The organism is Streptacidiphilus sp. MAP12-20, assembly GCF_041262525.1.
Lineage (GTDB): Bacteria > Actinomycetota > Actinomycetes > Streptomycetales > Streptomycetaceae > Streptacidiphilus.
Genome location: NZ_JBGCCK010000004.1, coordinates 130,537 through 144,364 on the forward strand (window position 1 = coordinate 130,537; position 13,828 = coordinate 144,364).

Genomic DNA, 13,828 nt, shown 5'->3' on the forward strand with positions numbered 1-13,828 from the left:
CCTGTACGGCGGGCCCGCTTCACTGGTCCGGGTGAGTGGACGGACCCCGAACGGCCCGGTGCTCGTTGAACGAGTGCGCAGCGTGTCCACGATGGACCGGCGTTGCTGTTGCTGTTGCTGGTGGAGGGAACACCCGTGGTGCTGCTGACGGCTGCGGCCGGTGCCGTCGCGCTCGTCGTCGGGCTGCTGGTCGCGCTCGCCCTCGGACTCGGTGAGCGCTCGCGCGCAGAGCTGGCGGTCGGCGCGCTGGCGGCGACGCTGCTGCTGCTGACCCTGGAGGAGAAGGCACTGCTGCTGGCCGGCTGGTTCCGGCCGCTGCCCCTGCTGCTGGCGCTGCTGCTCTCGCTGGCGGCAGCGCTGTGCCTGCCGCGCGCGCGGCTGAGCCGGGCGTCGCTGAACTGGCCGTCGCTGAACTGGCGGGGACCGCTGCGGGCGCCGCTGGTGTGGGCGGTGACGGCGGTGACGGCGGCGGTCTACGGGTTTCAGGCGGCGGTCGCCGTCCGGCTGCCGCCGCGCGACATCGACAGCCTCTGGTACCACCTGGTCAGCATCGCGGGCTGGGTCCGCACCGGCTCGCTGGCCTCCCCCATCGCCCATCTGTCGGCGGCGCGCTCGCTGGGCTGGACGGTGGTCTCGGACAGCTACCCCCGCGACACCGAGCTGATCGGCGCCTTCCTCTCTGTCTTCACCCATGACACGAGCCTGGTGGCGCTGACCCAACTCCCCTTCGCCGCGCTGCTGCTGCTCGCCGTGTACGGGCTGGCCCGCAGGCTCGGCGCGGCGCGGGGCCTCGCGTGGTGCGCGGCCTGCGCGGTACTACTCGCGCCGGTGGTCGTCTCGCAGGCCGGGATGGCCTACAACGACATCGCCCGGGCGGCCGTACCGGCGGCCGCCTGGCTGGTGCTGCTCGCGGCGTGCACGGACCGGGAAGGGGCACGGGAACGGCTGTCGGTGCGGCAACTCCTGTTCGCCGGAGCGCTGTTCGGCCTGGGCCTGGGCATCAAGCCGGCCAACGCCTACCTGCTGGCGGTCGCCCTGCCCACGGCCGTCTGGCTGCGTGGCGGCCGCGACCGGCTGCGGGCGCCGCTGCTGCTGGGCGCACCGGCGGTGCTGGTCGGCGGCTTCTGGTACGCGCTGGCCTGGCGGCGCTGGGGCTCGCCGGTCTGGCCGCTGCGGATGGGGCCCTTCCGCGGCCCGATGACGATGTACGACCTGGTGGACTCGTTCCTGCCGAAGGCCTGGCGCGGCAGCAGCCTGCCGGTTCAGGTGCTGCGCTCGTGGCTGGACGCCTTCCCCGCGCTGGGCCGCCCGCACTGGTACGTGAGCTGGACGGGGCTGCTGGGCCTCGGCTGGCTGCTCTTCCTGCTGCCGGCTGTCGTGCTGCTGACGGCACGGGCCGTGCGCCGTCCGGAGCTGCGGGTCGCGAGCTTCGGGGTGGTCCTGCCGCTGGTCGCCGGGACCTTGGCGGCGCCGGGGGCCTGGTTCTCCCGCTACACCATGCCATTGCTGGTCGCGGGCGCGGTCGCCTTCGCGGTGCTGGGGGCTCACCCGCGACGCACTCGGGTGACGGGGTGGCTCACCGGCGCGCTGGTGCTGTGCACCTGTCTCGGGCTGGTCTCCGGCTTCCGCTGGTCCACGTACTGGCGCATCGAGGACCCGAAGCAACTGAACGCGGCCGGGACCGCCGCGCTGATCGCCGGCCCCGAGGCGGCGCGTGAGCACGCGGGGATCTGGGGCAGCTATCCCGCTGCCCGCTCCCTGCCCGACGCGGCCTCGATCGGCTTCTGCGACGAGGATCCGCCGGTCAACTGGTTCCCCATGCTGCTGATCGGCCCGCGCTACCAGCGCACCCTGGTCGACCTGGGCCGCTGCGGCAGCCCCTCCGGCGCGACCGCGCGCGTCGCGGCTCGGGGCGCGGACTTCGTCTACGCGACCTGCGCGAGCCGGATCGGAGTCGGCCTGGCCGCCGACCCGGCGCGCTTCACGGCCCTGACGCCGACCGCTCCTCGCGCGGCGTGCTGGCTCCGCCTTTACCGACCGACGAGCTGAGAGGACGGACCGTGGTGGAACTCACCGACCGGCTCCGCCGGTTCATGCCCGAGCTGGCCCGCTTCGGCGTCGTGGGAGTGGCCGGCTACGCCACCGACGTCGTGCTGTTCAACCTGCTGCGGGCAGGCGCGGGCGCCGGACCGCTGGCGGCGAAGGCGGTCTCGCTGACCTTCGCCACGGCCGTCGCGTACGTCGGCAACCGCTGGTGGACCTACCGTGAGCGCACCGCCGTGCGGACGGAGCAGGCGCCCGTCTACTGGGAGGTCCTGCTCTTCGTACTGGTCAGCCTCGGCGGGCTGCTGATCCAACTGAGCTGCCTCGCGGTCTCGCACTACCTGCTGGGCTTCACCAGCCTGCTGGCCGACAACATCTCAGGCAGCGTCGTGGGCATGGCCGGAGCGACCGGCTTCCGCCTGCTCGGCTACCGTACGTGGGTCTTCCGCGCGAGCAGCGCCTGAGCGCAAGCTGCGCAGGCTGCGGACGCCGAGGGAGCCGACGACCAGGCCGAGCAGCAGCGAGGTGAGAGCGAGGGCGGCGTGCACCCAGAAGTAGGCGGTGGGCTTGGAGTGGTCACCGTGGGTGAAGGCGAGGCCTTCTCCGTCGGCCCACAAATTCTTGAAGAACGTGGCCCAAATCCAGATCGACCAGACGCCGAAGGCTGTCAGGAACCAGGAAGCACGTCGGCTGAGTCTCATAAGGTCAGTATGGTCGGCCACTCGGACGCATCCGGACGAGGGGTCCCATCTTCTTTTACGACCATAGACGAGATGGATTGGGTACGGTCGACCGCGTGCAGCTACGTGATCAAGCGCTGAGGAAGGCCGTCTCCGGCGTCGCCGCCGCAACGGCGGTACTGACCGTCACGGCCGCGGGACACTCGCCGAGCCCGGGCGGGAGCCCCGTCAGAAAGCCGCCGACGCAGATGTCGACGGTCGGCGGCGAGGCGCTCGGGCGTCCTGGCCCCCAGGTCGGCGCGGGCGCGCCGGCCCTGCCGACGGGCATTTCGTCGCTCTCCTGGATCGTCTCCGACGTGGACTCGGGTCAGGTGCTCGCCTCGCAGAACCCGCACTGGGCACTGCCGCCGGCCAGCACGCTGAAGACCCTGTTCGCCGACACCGTCCTGCCGAAGTTCCCGCAGACGGCGACGCACAAGGTCGCCGACGCGGACTTCACCGGGATGGGCGACGGCAGCAGCATGGTCGGCGTGATGCCGGGTCAGACCTACTCGGTCTCCGACCTCTGGCTCGGCGTCTTCCTGCGCTCGGGCAACGACGCGGTGCACGTGCTCGCCGCGATGAACGGCGGCGTCGCGACGACCGTGCAGGAGATGCAGGCGAAGGCGGATTCGCTGGGCGCGAAGGACACCCGCGTGGTCAGCCCGGACGGCTACGACATGCCGGGGCAGGTCTCCTCGGCCTACGACCTGACCCTGTTCGCCAGGGACGGACTGAAGAACCCGGACTTCGCGAAGTACTGCGCGACGGCGATCGCGCACTTCCCCGGCGGCCCGAGCACGAAGGGCAAGCCCTTCGAGATCGACAACACCAACCGGCTGCTGACCGGCTTCGACGGTGTGGGCGGTCGCTACCCGGGCGTGATCGGCGTCAAGAACGGCTACACCACGAACGCGGGCAACACGCTGATCGAGGGCGCGCGCCGCGATGGGCACACGCTGCTGGTGACCCTGATGAACCCGCAGAACCCTGCGCGGGAAGAGGTGTACCGGGAGGCACGGGCGCTGCTGGACTGGGGCTTCTCAGCCGACGGCAAGGCCCCTGCGGTCGGCACGCTCGACGCGGTCAAGTCCATCGCGGCCCAGGACGCGGCGCCCCCGTCCGCGAGCGCGCAGGCGAAGCCGTGGGCAGCGGCAGCGGCGAAGCCTTCGGCTTCCGGCAGCGGCACGGCGTACGCGGCGGCGGGCGTCGCGGTCGCCCTGGCCGCGGGCGGCACAGCCTTCACCCTCACCCGCCGTCGCCGCAAGCGTCCTGCGACGCAGGACCCTCTGGACTAGCAGTAAGTTGCACCACCTGGGGGCGCGGGGAACTGCGCGAGAAACCACCCTGTGCGGATGGCCCTGCGCGTTGAGGACCATCCGCATGCCGGTGGCTTCTCGCGCAGTTCCCCGCGCCCCTATGGTTGCTCGCTTGCCTCTTTGAGGGCTTCCTGCGCGCGGGCGCGAGCCCGTTCGCGGGCTGCCTGGGGGTCCGCCGTCGCCGTCCAGGCGACGCAGTACAGGAGCCAGCGGCACATGAAGTTGATCCAGAGCAGCAGCGCGATCGGCGTGCCGAAGGCCCCATACATGCTCTTCGTCGCGACCCCCGCCACATACACCGCCAGTGCCTGCTTCAGGATCTCGAAGCCGATCGCGCCCAGCAGCGCAGCCTCCAGCACCACCCTCCTGCGTTGGCCGAAGATCCGCGGCAGGCCCACCAGCAGGTAGGAGAAGACCAGCAGGTCCACCCCCACCGCGATCACGAACGCCGCCGCCGTCAGCGCCGCCCGCCCGGCGGGCGCGTTCTCCGCGCCGAGCCACTTGGCGACCTGCGTCGCCGCCGCGCCCCCCGCCGTGGACGCGCCGAGGGAGACCGCGCCGACGAGGCCGAGGCCGATCAGGACGCCCACGTCCCACAGCTTGCGGACGACCACGTTGCCCGGCTCGATCGGCAGCGACCACGACGTGCGGATGCTGACGCGGGTGGTGTCCACCCAGCCGAGGCCGGAGACGAGCAGCACCACGCCACTGACCAGCCCGACCGTGCCCGCGTTGTGGGCGATATCGCGGATGTTGAGCTGGTTGGAGAGGCCGGGGATCTGCTCCGCGATCTTGCGCTGGAGCTGATCGGTCTGACGATTGGTCAGCAACGCCGCCGCGATCGCCAGGCCCACCGTGAGCAGAGGGAAGAGTGCCAGGAAGCCGAAGAAGGTCACCGACCCGGCCATCCTGTTCGAGCCGACCTCGTTGAAGTGCTCGAAGACGCGGTACGCGCGGGTCCGCATCACCCACCCGACGAGCGGACCGATCACCGGTACTCGCTTCAACCAATCCATCGGTCGAACCTAGCGCCCGCGCGGCCGTGACAGGAGGCCGACACACATCGTTGACCATCGAGTGGAACGTGCGACGACGAAGCGTCTGCTGCTGCCGGCCGCCGGAGCGCTGGTCTTCGCGACGGCCCTGGCCGCCTGGCTGTGGAGCCTGCGGGCCTGGCCCTACGCGCAGCTCCGGCAGGCGGATCTTGAGGTCTACTGGCTGGCCGCCACGTCCCTGCGGCACGGTGACGGGCGGCTCTACACGATGGCCTTCGGGCCGCTGAAACTCCCTTACATCTACCCGCCGTTCGCCGCGCTGCTGTTCCGGCCGACGGTGCCGCTCGGGCTCGGTGCGGTGCGGGTCGGCATGCTGGCCCTGTCCGTGCTGACGCTGCCCGTCGTCGTCGCGGCGAGCCTGCGGCTGCTCGGCCACCGGCTTCGCCTCGGCGCGGTGCTGCTGCTGTCCGGGCTCGCGCTCTGGTCGGCCCCCGTGCAGTGGACGCTGATGTGGGGTCAGGTCAATCTGCTGCTGCTCGCGCTGGTCATGGTCGACCTGGCTCTGCCCGCGCACTCGCGGTGGAAGGGCGTCGGCATCGGGCTGGCCACCGGCATCAAGCTCAGCCCCGGCCTCTTCCTCGTCCTGCTGCTGCTCACCCGGCAGCGTCGCGCCGCACTGACCGGCGCGGCGGTCACCGGCGCGACGATGGTGCTGCCCTGGCTGCTGCTGCCGCGCAGTTCCGGCTACTACTGGCTGCACCTGGGCCGGATCACCACGGCGGTGGACCGCAGGGTGGGGCTCTACATCTCCAACAACCAGTCCCTGCGCGGCGCGCTGGTACGCGCGTTGGGCGACCACGGCACGGCCGCGACGCTCGCCGCCGGGCTCAGCGTGCTGCTGGTCGCCGTCGCGCTGCCGCTCGCCGCCGTCGTCGCGCTGCGCGGCGGACGGAGCGGGCCGCTGGCAGCCGCCTGCGCCTGCGGCGCGTTGACGCTGCTGGTCTCGCCGGTGGCCTGGATCCACCACTGGGTCTGGGTGATCCCCGCGCTGGTGCTGCTCGCGGACGGCATGCGACGGCACGCGCCGCGCCCGCTGCTGCCCGCGGCGGCCGCCTGGGCGCTGCTCTACGGCGCCTGGCCGCTGCTGGACCGCATCACCGACCACAGCAGGCCGATGCGACAGCCCTACGGCGTGGTCTTCCTCGCCCCGCACCTGCACCGGGGCGAGTACCACTGGACCGTGACGCAGAGCCTGATCGGCGATTCACTGCTGCTGAGCGGCTTGGCCTTCTGCCTGGGCGTGGCGGGCTACGGCGCGCGGCTGCTGCTCGCGGAACGCGCGCAGCTCACACCGGCAGCTTCCGGAACAGCGCCCGCGGCACGTGCCGCAAGCCGGACATGACGTAGCGCAGCGCACCCGGCACCCAGACCGTCTCGGTGCCGCGTCGCAACCCCGTCACGATGGCCTCGGCGACGGCGTCCGCCGTCGTCGCGAGCGGGGCCTCCTTCATTCCCTCCGTCATCCGGGTGCGGACGAAGCCGGGCCGGACGACCATGACCCGCGCGCCGGTGCCCTGCAGCGAGTCGCCGAGCCCCTGCGCGAAGGCGTCGAGGCCGGCCTTGGTCGAGCCGTAGATGAAGTTGGACCGGCGGGCCCGCTCCCCCGCCACGGAGGAGAGGACGACCAGCGCGCCGTGGCCCTGCCTCCGCAGCGCCTGCGCGCAGACCAGGCCGGAGGTGACCGCGCCGAGGTAGTTGACCTGCGCGACGGAGGCGGCGGCCATCGGCTCGCGCTCGTCGCGCTGCTGGTCGCCGAGGACGCCGAAGGCGAGCAGTGTGACGTCGATGTCGCCCTCGGCGAAGATCTTGCCGAGCACCGTCTCGTGGCTGTCCACGGCCGCCGCGTCGAAGTCGTGCACGGAGACCTCCGCGCCGAGCGCGCGCAGCTCGTCCGCCGCGGCGTCGAGCGCGGGCGAGGGCCGCCCGGCCAGGTGGACCACGCGAACCCGGCCCGCGACCAGCCGCCGCGCGGTGGCCAGGCCGATCTCGGAGGAGCCGCCGAGGAGGAGCAGGGACTGGGGGTCGCCCAGGGCGTTCAGCATGGGTGGAGCCTTTCTGGCTTGTTCAGGAGGCGAGGAGGGTGCTGAAGATCTAGGCCGGATCAGGGAGCGGCGTCATGTGGCTTCGATTGCAAGGCGGAGGAGGGAGTCGATGCGGAGCATCGGCGACCGACGACAACGCGGCAAGCGGAGTCGCAGGGCGTCGCGAGCCCGGCCTAGATCTTCAGCACCCTCCTAAAGGGCGAGCCGGCGGGCGAGGTCGGAGGTGAAGGCGCCGTGCGGGTCGATGCGTTCTCGCAGCGCGCGGAAGTCGGCGAGCTTCGGGTACATGCCGGGCAGCGACTGCGGACGCATCCGCGAATCCTTGGCCAGGTAGATCCGGCCGCCGGCCGCCAGCACCTGTTCGTCGAGCCGGTCCAGCAGCGGGCCGAGGCCGGGGACCGTGGCCGGCAGGTCGAGCGCGAGCGTCCAGCCGGGCATCGGGAAGGAGAGCCAGCCGGGCCCGCCCTCGCCGAAGCGCTTGAGCACGGCCAGGAAGGACGGGCAGCCGTGCCGGCTGAGCTGTTCGACGATCGAGCGCAGCACCGCCTCCTGCCCGTAGGGGACGACGAACTGGTACTGCAGGAACCCCGCCCGGCCATAGACGCGGTTCCAGTCGGGGACGCCGTCGAGCGGGTGGAAGAAGGCGCCGATGCGCTGGAGCTGGCCGCGCTTCTCGCGCGGGGCTTTGCGGAACCAGAGCTCGTTGAAGGCTCCCACCGTGGCCGTGCGCAGCAGCCCGCCGGGGATGCCGCGCGGCGCGGCGGGGAAGCTGCGCGGGCGGAAGGCGAGCGGGTCGGCCAGCTGACGCGGGCTCAGCATGTCGGGTGTGGCGTGCTCACCGCGGGTCAGTACGGCGCGGCCGGTGGCGGCGCCGCGGGCGACCAGGTCGATCCAGGCGACGGAGTAGCGGTAGCGGTGGTCCGTCGTCTCCAGGCGGTGCATCAGGTCGTCGAGGTCGTCGGCGCGCTCGGTGTCCACCGTCATCAGCGAGGTGGAGACGGGCAGCAGCTGGATCGTGGCGTCGAGGATCACGCCGGTCAGACCCATGCCGCCGGCCGTGGCGTCGAAGAGCTCGTCGCCGGGGCGCAGCTCGTGCGTCGCGCCGTCGGCCGTGAGCAGCCGCATGCGCGTGACGTGCTGGCTGAAGCTGCCGCTCAGGTGGTGGTTCTTGCCGTGGATGTCCGCGCCGATCGCGCCGCCGACCGTGACGTACCGCGTGCCGGGGGTGACCGGGACGAACCAGCCGAAGGGCAGCAGCAGCCGCATCAGCTTGTCGAGACTGACCCCCGCCTCGACGCCGACCAGGCCCTGCTCCAGGTCGAGCGACTGGACCGCGGCGAGCCGCGTCATGTCGAGGACCGTGCCGCCGGCGTTCTGGGCGGCGTCGCCGTAGCTGCGGCCGAGCCCGCGTGCGACCGCGCCGCGTCCACCCGCGTCGCGCAGCGCGGCGGCCGCCTCGGCGGCCGTCGTGGGCGCGCAGAGCGTGGCCGTCGTGGGCGCGGTGCGTCCCCACCCCGTGAGTTGTCCTTCCATGCGTGCGACGCTAAGCCCGACCACCGACAGCGTGCAGGGGGCGCATTTTGGGGTATTTCGTTACCTCAGCCCCAACCCGCCGGTTAGCCACGCGGAATGCAGCACGGCACGGGGCCCGCGCCCCCACCGCGAAGCACACCCGAACGGGTGAGTGAGTACCGCGGCAGTGAGTTGACGGCGAGGTTAGGCCATGATCGAAGAGTCCTCCGTGACGACGCCCGCAGCCGCCGGGACCACTCTCCTCCCACCTCCGGTCGCGCCTCTCCCCACCGGGCCCCTCTCCCTTCCGCTCGGCCTGCTCCGGACCGCGAGACCACGCCAGTGGATCAAGAACGTCCTGGTCCTCGCCGCGCCCGCCGCGGCCGGCATGCTCGCCGCGCCCGGCGTCCCGGTCCGGCTCGCGGAGGCCTTCGGCCTGTTCACCTGCGCCTCGGCGTCGATCTACCTGATCAACGACGCCAAGGACGTCGCCGCCGACCGGGCCCACCCGACCAAGCGCCTCCGCCCGGTCGCCTCCGGACGCGTCCCGGTCCCGCTGGCCTACGCGGCGGGGCTGACCCTCGCGCTCGCCGCGCTCGGCGGCGCGGTCGTCCTGTGCAACCCGGCGACCGCGCTGGTCATCGGCGCCTACCTGGTGATGCAACTCCTCTACTGCACCTCGCTCAAGCACCTCCCGGTGGTCGATCTGCTCGTGGTCGCCAGCGGCTTCCTGCTGCGGGCGATGACCGGCGGCACGGCGATCGGCGTGCCGCTGAGCCGCTGGTTCCTGATCACGGCGGGCTTCGGCGCGCTGTTCATGGTCGCGGCCAAGCGCTACTCGGAGCGCGCCAGCCTGGACGGCAGCGGCCGGACCCGGCCGCTGCTGGCCGCGTACTCGGCGGAGTACCTGCGCTTCGTCTGGCAGCTCGCGGCGGGTGTGACGATGCTCAGCTACTGCCTCTGGGCGCTCGGCAGCCCGACCGACGCCCCGCACACCACGACGTCCATGACGCTGCCCTGGCGGCAGCTCTCGATCATCCCGTTCCTGGTCGTGCTGCTGCGCTACGCGGTCTTCGCCGACCGGGCCGAGTCCGGCGCACCGGAGGACGTCGTGCTGCGGGACCGGCCGCTGCAGATCGCGGCCGTCTCCTGGCTGCTGCTCTACGGTCTCTCCGTGGTGGCCCTGTGATCAACCAAGCCGGTCCCGACACGACGACCAGGGCGCCGGTCACCGCAGCCGTCGCGAAGAGTTCGGGCGGCCGCCTCGCCCGGGTGCGCGCCATCGCCGCCGTCCTCGTCGGAAGCCTGGTCGTCGCCGCCCAGGGCGCCCGGATGCGGGCCTGGATCGTCGACGACGCCGCCGTCACCTTCGCCTACGCGCGCAGCCTCGCGCACGGGCTCGGCCCGGTCCAGCAGGCCGGCTCCGCCCCCGTCGAGGGCTACTCGAACCCGAGCTGGCTGGTGCTGCTGACGCTCGGTCACGAACTCGGCCTGTTCGACCGCGGCAGCATCGGCGGGGTCCCCGACCTGGTCTGGTACCCGAAGCTGCTGGCCCTGTTCTGTGTCGTCGGCATCCTCTGCTGCGTCCGCGCCGCGACCCGCTCCGCCGCCGCGACCCTGCTGGCCGCGCTGGTGCTCGCCGCCAACTGGTCCTTCGTCGCCTGGTCCTGCTCCGGGCTGGAGAACCCGCTCTACGGCCTGCTCGCCGTCGCGCTCGCCACGCTGCTGGTCCGGGCGGCCGAGGAGAACAGGCTCGCCCGGCCGCGCACCGCCGTCCTCGCCGGCCTGCTCGCCCTGCTGGCCGCGCTCACCCGCCCCGACGGCGTGGTCTACCTCGCGGCCTACCCCGCCGCTCTGCTCCTGCGGCAGCGGCGCGACGCGCCCGGTCAAACGCTGCGTCCGGCGCTGCTGTCGCTGGGCGTCTTCGGCGCGCCCTACGGCGGGTTCCTGCTGTGGCGGCGGATCACCTTCGGGCAGTGGCTGCCCAACACCGCCGTGGCCAAGGCCCAGGGCACGCCCGGCCTGGACGCCCTGGAGCGGGTCGGCGGACTGCTCCAGTACGCGGGCTGGGCCGCGGTCCTGCTCGTCGCCGTCGCGGCCGGGCGGGTAGCCGCCCGACCGGGCCCGGCCCGGCGCGGTCTGGCGGCGGCTGCGCTCCCGCTGGGACTCGCGCTGCTCGGCTTCGCCGTGCTGCGGCCGGACTGGATGGCGCTGTACCGCTTCGCCACCCCGGTCTGGACGCTCGGCACGCTCTTCGGCGCGATGGCCCTGACCAGGGCCTTCGCGGAGCTTGACCGCACCGCGGCCCGAGCCCTGCTCGCGGTCGCGACCGCCCTCGCGCTGGCGGCCTCCGCTGCCACCCAGTCCGCTTCCGCCGCCGCGTTCCGCGCCGCGCCGACGCTGTCGATGTGCAAGGTCGCGGACCGCTACGGCCGCCTCTTCAACACCTACGCGCAGCGCCTGGGTCTGCGCGCCGAGGGCACGAGCGTGCTGCTGCCGGATCTGGGCGGCACGCTGCTCACGACCCGCCTGCGCGTGGTCGACCTGGCGGGCCTGACCGACCCGACGATCGCCCGCGCCTACGCGGCGGGGGACATGACCCGGCTCCGTGCCTACGTCCTCGACGAGGTCCGGCCCACCTTCGTGCACGTCCACGGCCCCTGGTCCAGAGGCCCCGGCCTCAGCCCGGGCCGGCTGCGCGCGGCGGGCTACCTGCCGGTCTACGCCTCAGCCGTGAGGGCGGGCGACGGCGCCTTCGACGGTGACTGGATCCGCGGCGACGCGGTCACCTCCCCCACGGCGCTGACCGCCCTCCGCGCCTGGGCGGCCACCGCCGTCCCGGCGATCGAGGCCCGCTGGCGGGCCCACCCCTTGTCAGACTGCGAGCTGGGAGGCGGCGACCCGGGAGGCGGCCTGCGGTGAGGGCGCCGGGGTGCGCTCGGCGAGCGGGACCACCGGGAGCGGCTCGGACTCGCCGAGGAACACCGTGCGCACCACCCGCTCCGCGGCTCTGCCGTCGTCGAACTCGCAGAACCGCTCGCGGAACGCGGCCCGCAGCCCGGCTGACTCCCCGTCGCACCAGGCGCCGGAGCGGAACACGTCGACGAGCTCGGCCTCGGTCGTGGCGACCGGTCCCGGCGTCTCGCCCGGCCGGCCGGAGAGGAGGTCGAGGTAGACGCCGCGGGTCTGCCGGTAGACCTCCCAGTCGTCGGCGAAGACGACGATGGGCCGGTCCAGGTTGGCGTAGTCGAACATCACCGAGGAGTAGTCCGTGACCAGCGCGTCCGCGGCCAGCGCCAGGCGTTCGAGCGACGGATGCGTGGACACGTCGATCACCTGTCCGCCGCCCGGTCCGTCGGACCGCTTCCCCTGGTCGTAGAGGTAGTGGGCCCGGTTGAGCACCACGTGCCCCTCGCCGAGCCGCTCCGCGAAGCGGTGCAGGTCCAACTGCGGCCGGTACGAGGCGCGGTAGTCGCGCAGCGTGGGCGCGTAGAGCAGCACGGTCGCGCCCTCGGGGATGCCGAGTTCGCGCCGGGCGGCGCGCACCTCCTCGGCACCCGCCGAGTAGTAGACGTCGTTGCGCGGGTAGCCGTACTCCAGGCTGCGGAACGAGGAGGGGTAGACCCGCTCCCAGATCAGCGTCGAGTAGCGGTTCGAGCTGAGGCTGTAGTCCCAGCGGTCGACCCGGCCCAGCAGCTTCCTGAAGTCGATCGCCTGCCCGGCGGCCGGGTAGTCCCTCAGGTCGAGGCCCATCTTCTTGACCGGCGTGCCGTGGTGCGTCTGCAGCTGCACGGTTCCCCGACGCTTGGGGGCCCCGTCGGGGAAGTTGACGTTGTTGACGAAGTAGCGGGCGCGGGAGATCGCCTCGCGGTAGGCGCGCGAACCGGGCGAGACGCAGTCGAGCCCCTTGGACACCTCTCCTCTGCGCTTCGCCTCCACCACCCAGACGGTGCGCAGCTCGGGGGCGAGCTCGCGCAGCTTCGCGTGGATCGCGGCGGGGTTGCAGGCGGGCGTTCGGGCCCAGTAGCTGGCGAAGACCGCGAGGTCGTCCTCGATCGGCAGGCGCCGCTGGATCCGCTGGTAGCCGCCGAGCAGCGGCCCGGCGACGGCGCGCTTCAGCTCGGGCTGGGCCGCGCGGGCGACGTGCTTGGCCTTGCGGGCCGCCTGGCCGAGCGGGCCGGCCTTCCAGCTCCCGCGCAGCTCGATCGCGGCGACGTCGGCGGGCCGGTGCCGGAGCTCGGCCTCGGCGGCGCGCTCGAAGAACTCCTTGCGGGCTGCGGCGGGCACCCGGTCCGGGTGGTTGCCGATGGTGCGCAGGTGCTCGGCCATCCGCCGGTGCAGCAGCGGCCGCCAGTGGTCGAGCGCGGGGTGGGCGTCGACGAAGACGAAGACCCGGTCGTACTGCTCGAAGATGTCGAAGTGCTTCCGGCTGACCGTGGCCAGGATGTTTCCGCCCTGGCGGCGCTGCCGGTAGTGGACGACGACGCGGTCGAGCATCGCCACGGTCCGCGCCGCGAGCAGCACCGGGTAGGTCCACGGGGTGTCCTCGTAGTACCCGGGCGGGAAGCGGAACGCGTGCTTGGCGACGAAGTCGCTCCGGTAGACCTTGTTCCAGACCACCATCAGCAGCCCGAGGACCTCCTCGCGCTCGCCGATGGCGAAGACCTCGGGCCGGTCGTCCGCGGGGGCGAACAGCTCGGCGTCCCTGCTGCGGACCTCGCGGCCGTCCCAGTAGGTGCGGGCGTAGTCGTAGATCAGCACCTCGGGGTCGCCGGTGGCGTCCAGCCGGTCCGCGACCGCCTGGAGCGAGCCGGGCGTCAGTGTGTCGTCACTGTCGAGGAAAAGGAGGTAGTCCCCGGTCGCCAGTTCCATGCCGGCGTTCCTGGCCCGGCCGAGGCCCACGTTCTCCGCCAGGTGGAGCACCCGTACCCGGTCGTCGGCCTGTGCGAATCCGTCAAGAATCGCGCCGCTGCCGTCGGGCGAGCAGTCGTCGACGGCGATCACTTCGATGTCCCTGAAGGACTGCCCCAGGACCGATTCCAGACACTCGCCCAGGTACGCCTGTACCTGGTAAACGGGCACGACGACGCTGATCCGAGGCATGCCGGTACGATACAGGGACCCACGGGCGGTGAACG

At 72.6% G+C, this 13,828-nt stretch carries 11 protein-coding genes; 6 read left to right on the forward strand and 5 right to left on the reverse strand.

The genetic code is table 11. The features are described from left to right. The first annotated feature begins 120 nt into the window (after positions 1-120). Together ABIA32_RS06735 and ABIA32_RS06740 are read left to right on the forward strand one after the other, a co-directional pair. On the forward strand, positions 121-2,049 hold the full coding sequence (locus ABIA32_RS06735; RefSeq protein WP_370092932.1) for a glycosyltransferase family 39 protein: 1,929 nt from the start codon (positions 121-123) through the stop codon (positions 2,047-2,049). 11 nt (positions 2,050-2,060) lie between these two features. Beyond that, positions 2,061-2,507 (forward strand): GtrA family protein, encoded by a 447-nt coding sequence (locus ABIA32_RS06740; protein ID WP_370092933.1) that lies wholly within the window; start codon positions 2,061-2,063, stop codon positions 2,505-2,507. Here the strand turns inward: ABIA32_RS06740 and ABIA32_RS06745 are convergent. Then, positions 2,421-2,744: an SCO4848 family membrane protein gene (locus ABIA32_RS06745; protein ID WP_370092935.1), complete on the reverse strand. Its 324-nt coding sequence runs from the start codon at positions 2,742-2,744 to the stop codon at positions 2,421-2,423. The genes ABIA32_RS06740 and ABIA32_RS06745 overlap by 87 nt on opposite strands. Before the next feature lie 95 nt (positions 2,745-2,839). On the opposite strand from ABIA32_RS06745, the gene ABIA32_RS06750 reads away from it, so the two are divergent. Then, on the forward strand, positions 2,840-4,060 hold the full coding sequence (locus ABIA32_RS06750) for a D-alanyl-D-alanine carboxypeptidase family protein (RefSeq protein ID WP_370092936.1): 1,221 nt from the start codon (positions 2,840-2,842) through the stop codon (positions 4,058-4,060). 119 nt (positions 4,061-4,179) lie between these two features. Here ABIA32_RS06750 and ABIA32_RS06755 read toward each other — a convergent pair whose 3' ends face one another. Continuing rightward, positions 4,180-5,097 (reverse strand): YihY/virulence factor BrkB family protein, encoded by a 918-nt coding sequence (locus tag ABIA32_RS06755; protein WP_370092937.1) that lies wholly within the window; start codon positions 5,095-5,097, stop codon positions 4,180-4,182. A gap of 61 nt (positions 5,098-5,158) precedes the next feature. Here ABIA32_RS06755 and ABIA32_RS06760 point away from each other — a divergent pair, with 61 nt between their 5' ends. Further along, on the forward strand, positions 5,159-6,478 hold the full coding sequence (locus tag ABIA32_RS06760; protein WP_370092938.1) for a glycosyltransferase 87 family protein: 1,320 nt from the start codon (positions 5,159-5,161) through the stop codon (positions 6,476-6,478). Here the strand turns inward: ABIA32_RS06760 and ABIA32_RS06765 are convergent. Beyond that, a complete protein-coding gene (locus ABIA32_RS06765) occupies positions 6,423-7,178 on the reverse strand; it encodes a decaprenylphospho-beta-D-erythro-pentofuranosid-2-ulose 2-reductase (RefSeq protein ID WP_370092939.1) in 756 nt (251 codons plus the stop codon). The two genes, ABIA32_RS06760 and ABIA32_RS06765, sit on opposite strands and share 56 nt — an antisense overlap. A gap of 192 nt (positions 7,179-7,370) precedes the next feature. Further along, a complete protein-coding gene (locus tag ABIA32_RS06770) occupies positions 7,371-8,711 on the reverse strand; it encodes an FAD-binding protein (RefSeq protein WP_370092940.1) in 1,341 nt (446 codons plus the stop codon). A 190-nt stretch (positions 8,712-8,901) separates the two neighbouring features. On the opposite strand from ABIA32_RS06770, the gene ABIA32_RS06775 reads away from it, so the two are divergent. Beyond that, complete coding sequence (locus tag ABIA32_RS06775) at positions 8,902-9,879, forward strand: decaprenyl-phosphate phosphoribosyltransferase (protein WP_370092941.1); 978 nt, start codon at positions 8,902-8,904, stop codon at positions 9,877-9,879. Beyond that, positions 9,876-11,612, forward strand: coding sequence for a hypothetical protein (locus ABIA32_RS06780; protein WP_370092942.1), 1,737 nt, complete (start codon positions 9,876-9,878; stop codon positions 11,610-11,612). Before ABIA32_RS06775 ends, ABIA32_RS06780 begins: the two co-directional genes overlap by 4 nt. Here ABIA32_RS06780 and ABIA32_RS06785 read toward each other — a convergent pair. Next, entirely contained in the window at positions 11,565-13,793 is a 2,229-nt protein-coding gene (locus ABIA32_RS06785; RefSeq protein ID WP_370092943.1) for a CDP-glycerol glycerophosphotransferase family protein, read from the reverse strand. The two genes, ABIA32_RS06780 and ABIA32_RS06785, sit on opposite strands and share 48 nt — an antisense overlap. Between the last annotated feature and the right edge of the window lie 35 nt (positions 13,794-13,828).

Excerpts from the sequence above, each read along its gene's own strand:
- ABIA32_RS06770 (WP_370092940.1), bottom strand. The coding sequence starts at position 8,711 with ATGGAAGGACAACTCACGGGGTGGGGACGCACCGCGCCCACGACGGCC.
- ABIA32_RS06745 (WP_370092935.1), bottom strand. The coding sequence starts at position 2,744 with ATGAGACTCAGCCGACGTGCTTCCTGGTTCCTGACAGCCTTCGGCGTC.
- ABIA32_RS06765 (WP_370092939.1), bottom strand. The coding sequence starts at position 7,178 with ATGCTGAACGCCCTGGGCGACCCCCAGTCCCTGCTCCTCCTCGGCGGC.
- ABIA32_RS06775 (WP_370092941.1), top strand. The coding sequence starts at position 8,902 with ATGATCGAAGAGTCCTCCGTGACGACGCCCGCAGCCGCCGGGACCACT.
- ABIA32_RS06755 (WP_370092937.1), bottom strand. The coding sequence starts at position 5,097 with ATGGATTGGTTGAAGCGAGTACCGGTGATCGGTCCGCTCGTCGGGTGG.
- ABIA32_RS06785 (WP_370092943.1), bottom strand. The coding sequence starts at position 13,793 with ATGCCTCGGATCAGCGTCGTCGTGCCCGTTTACCAGGTACAGGCGTAC.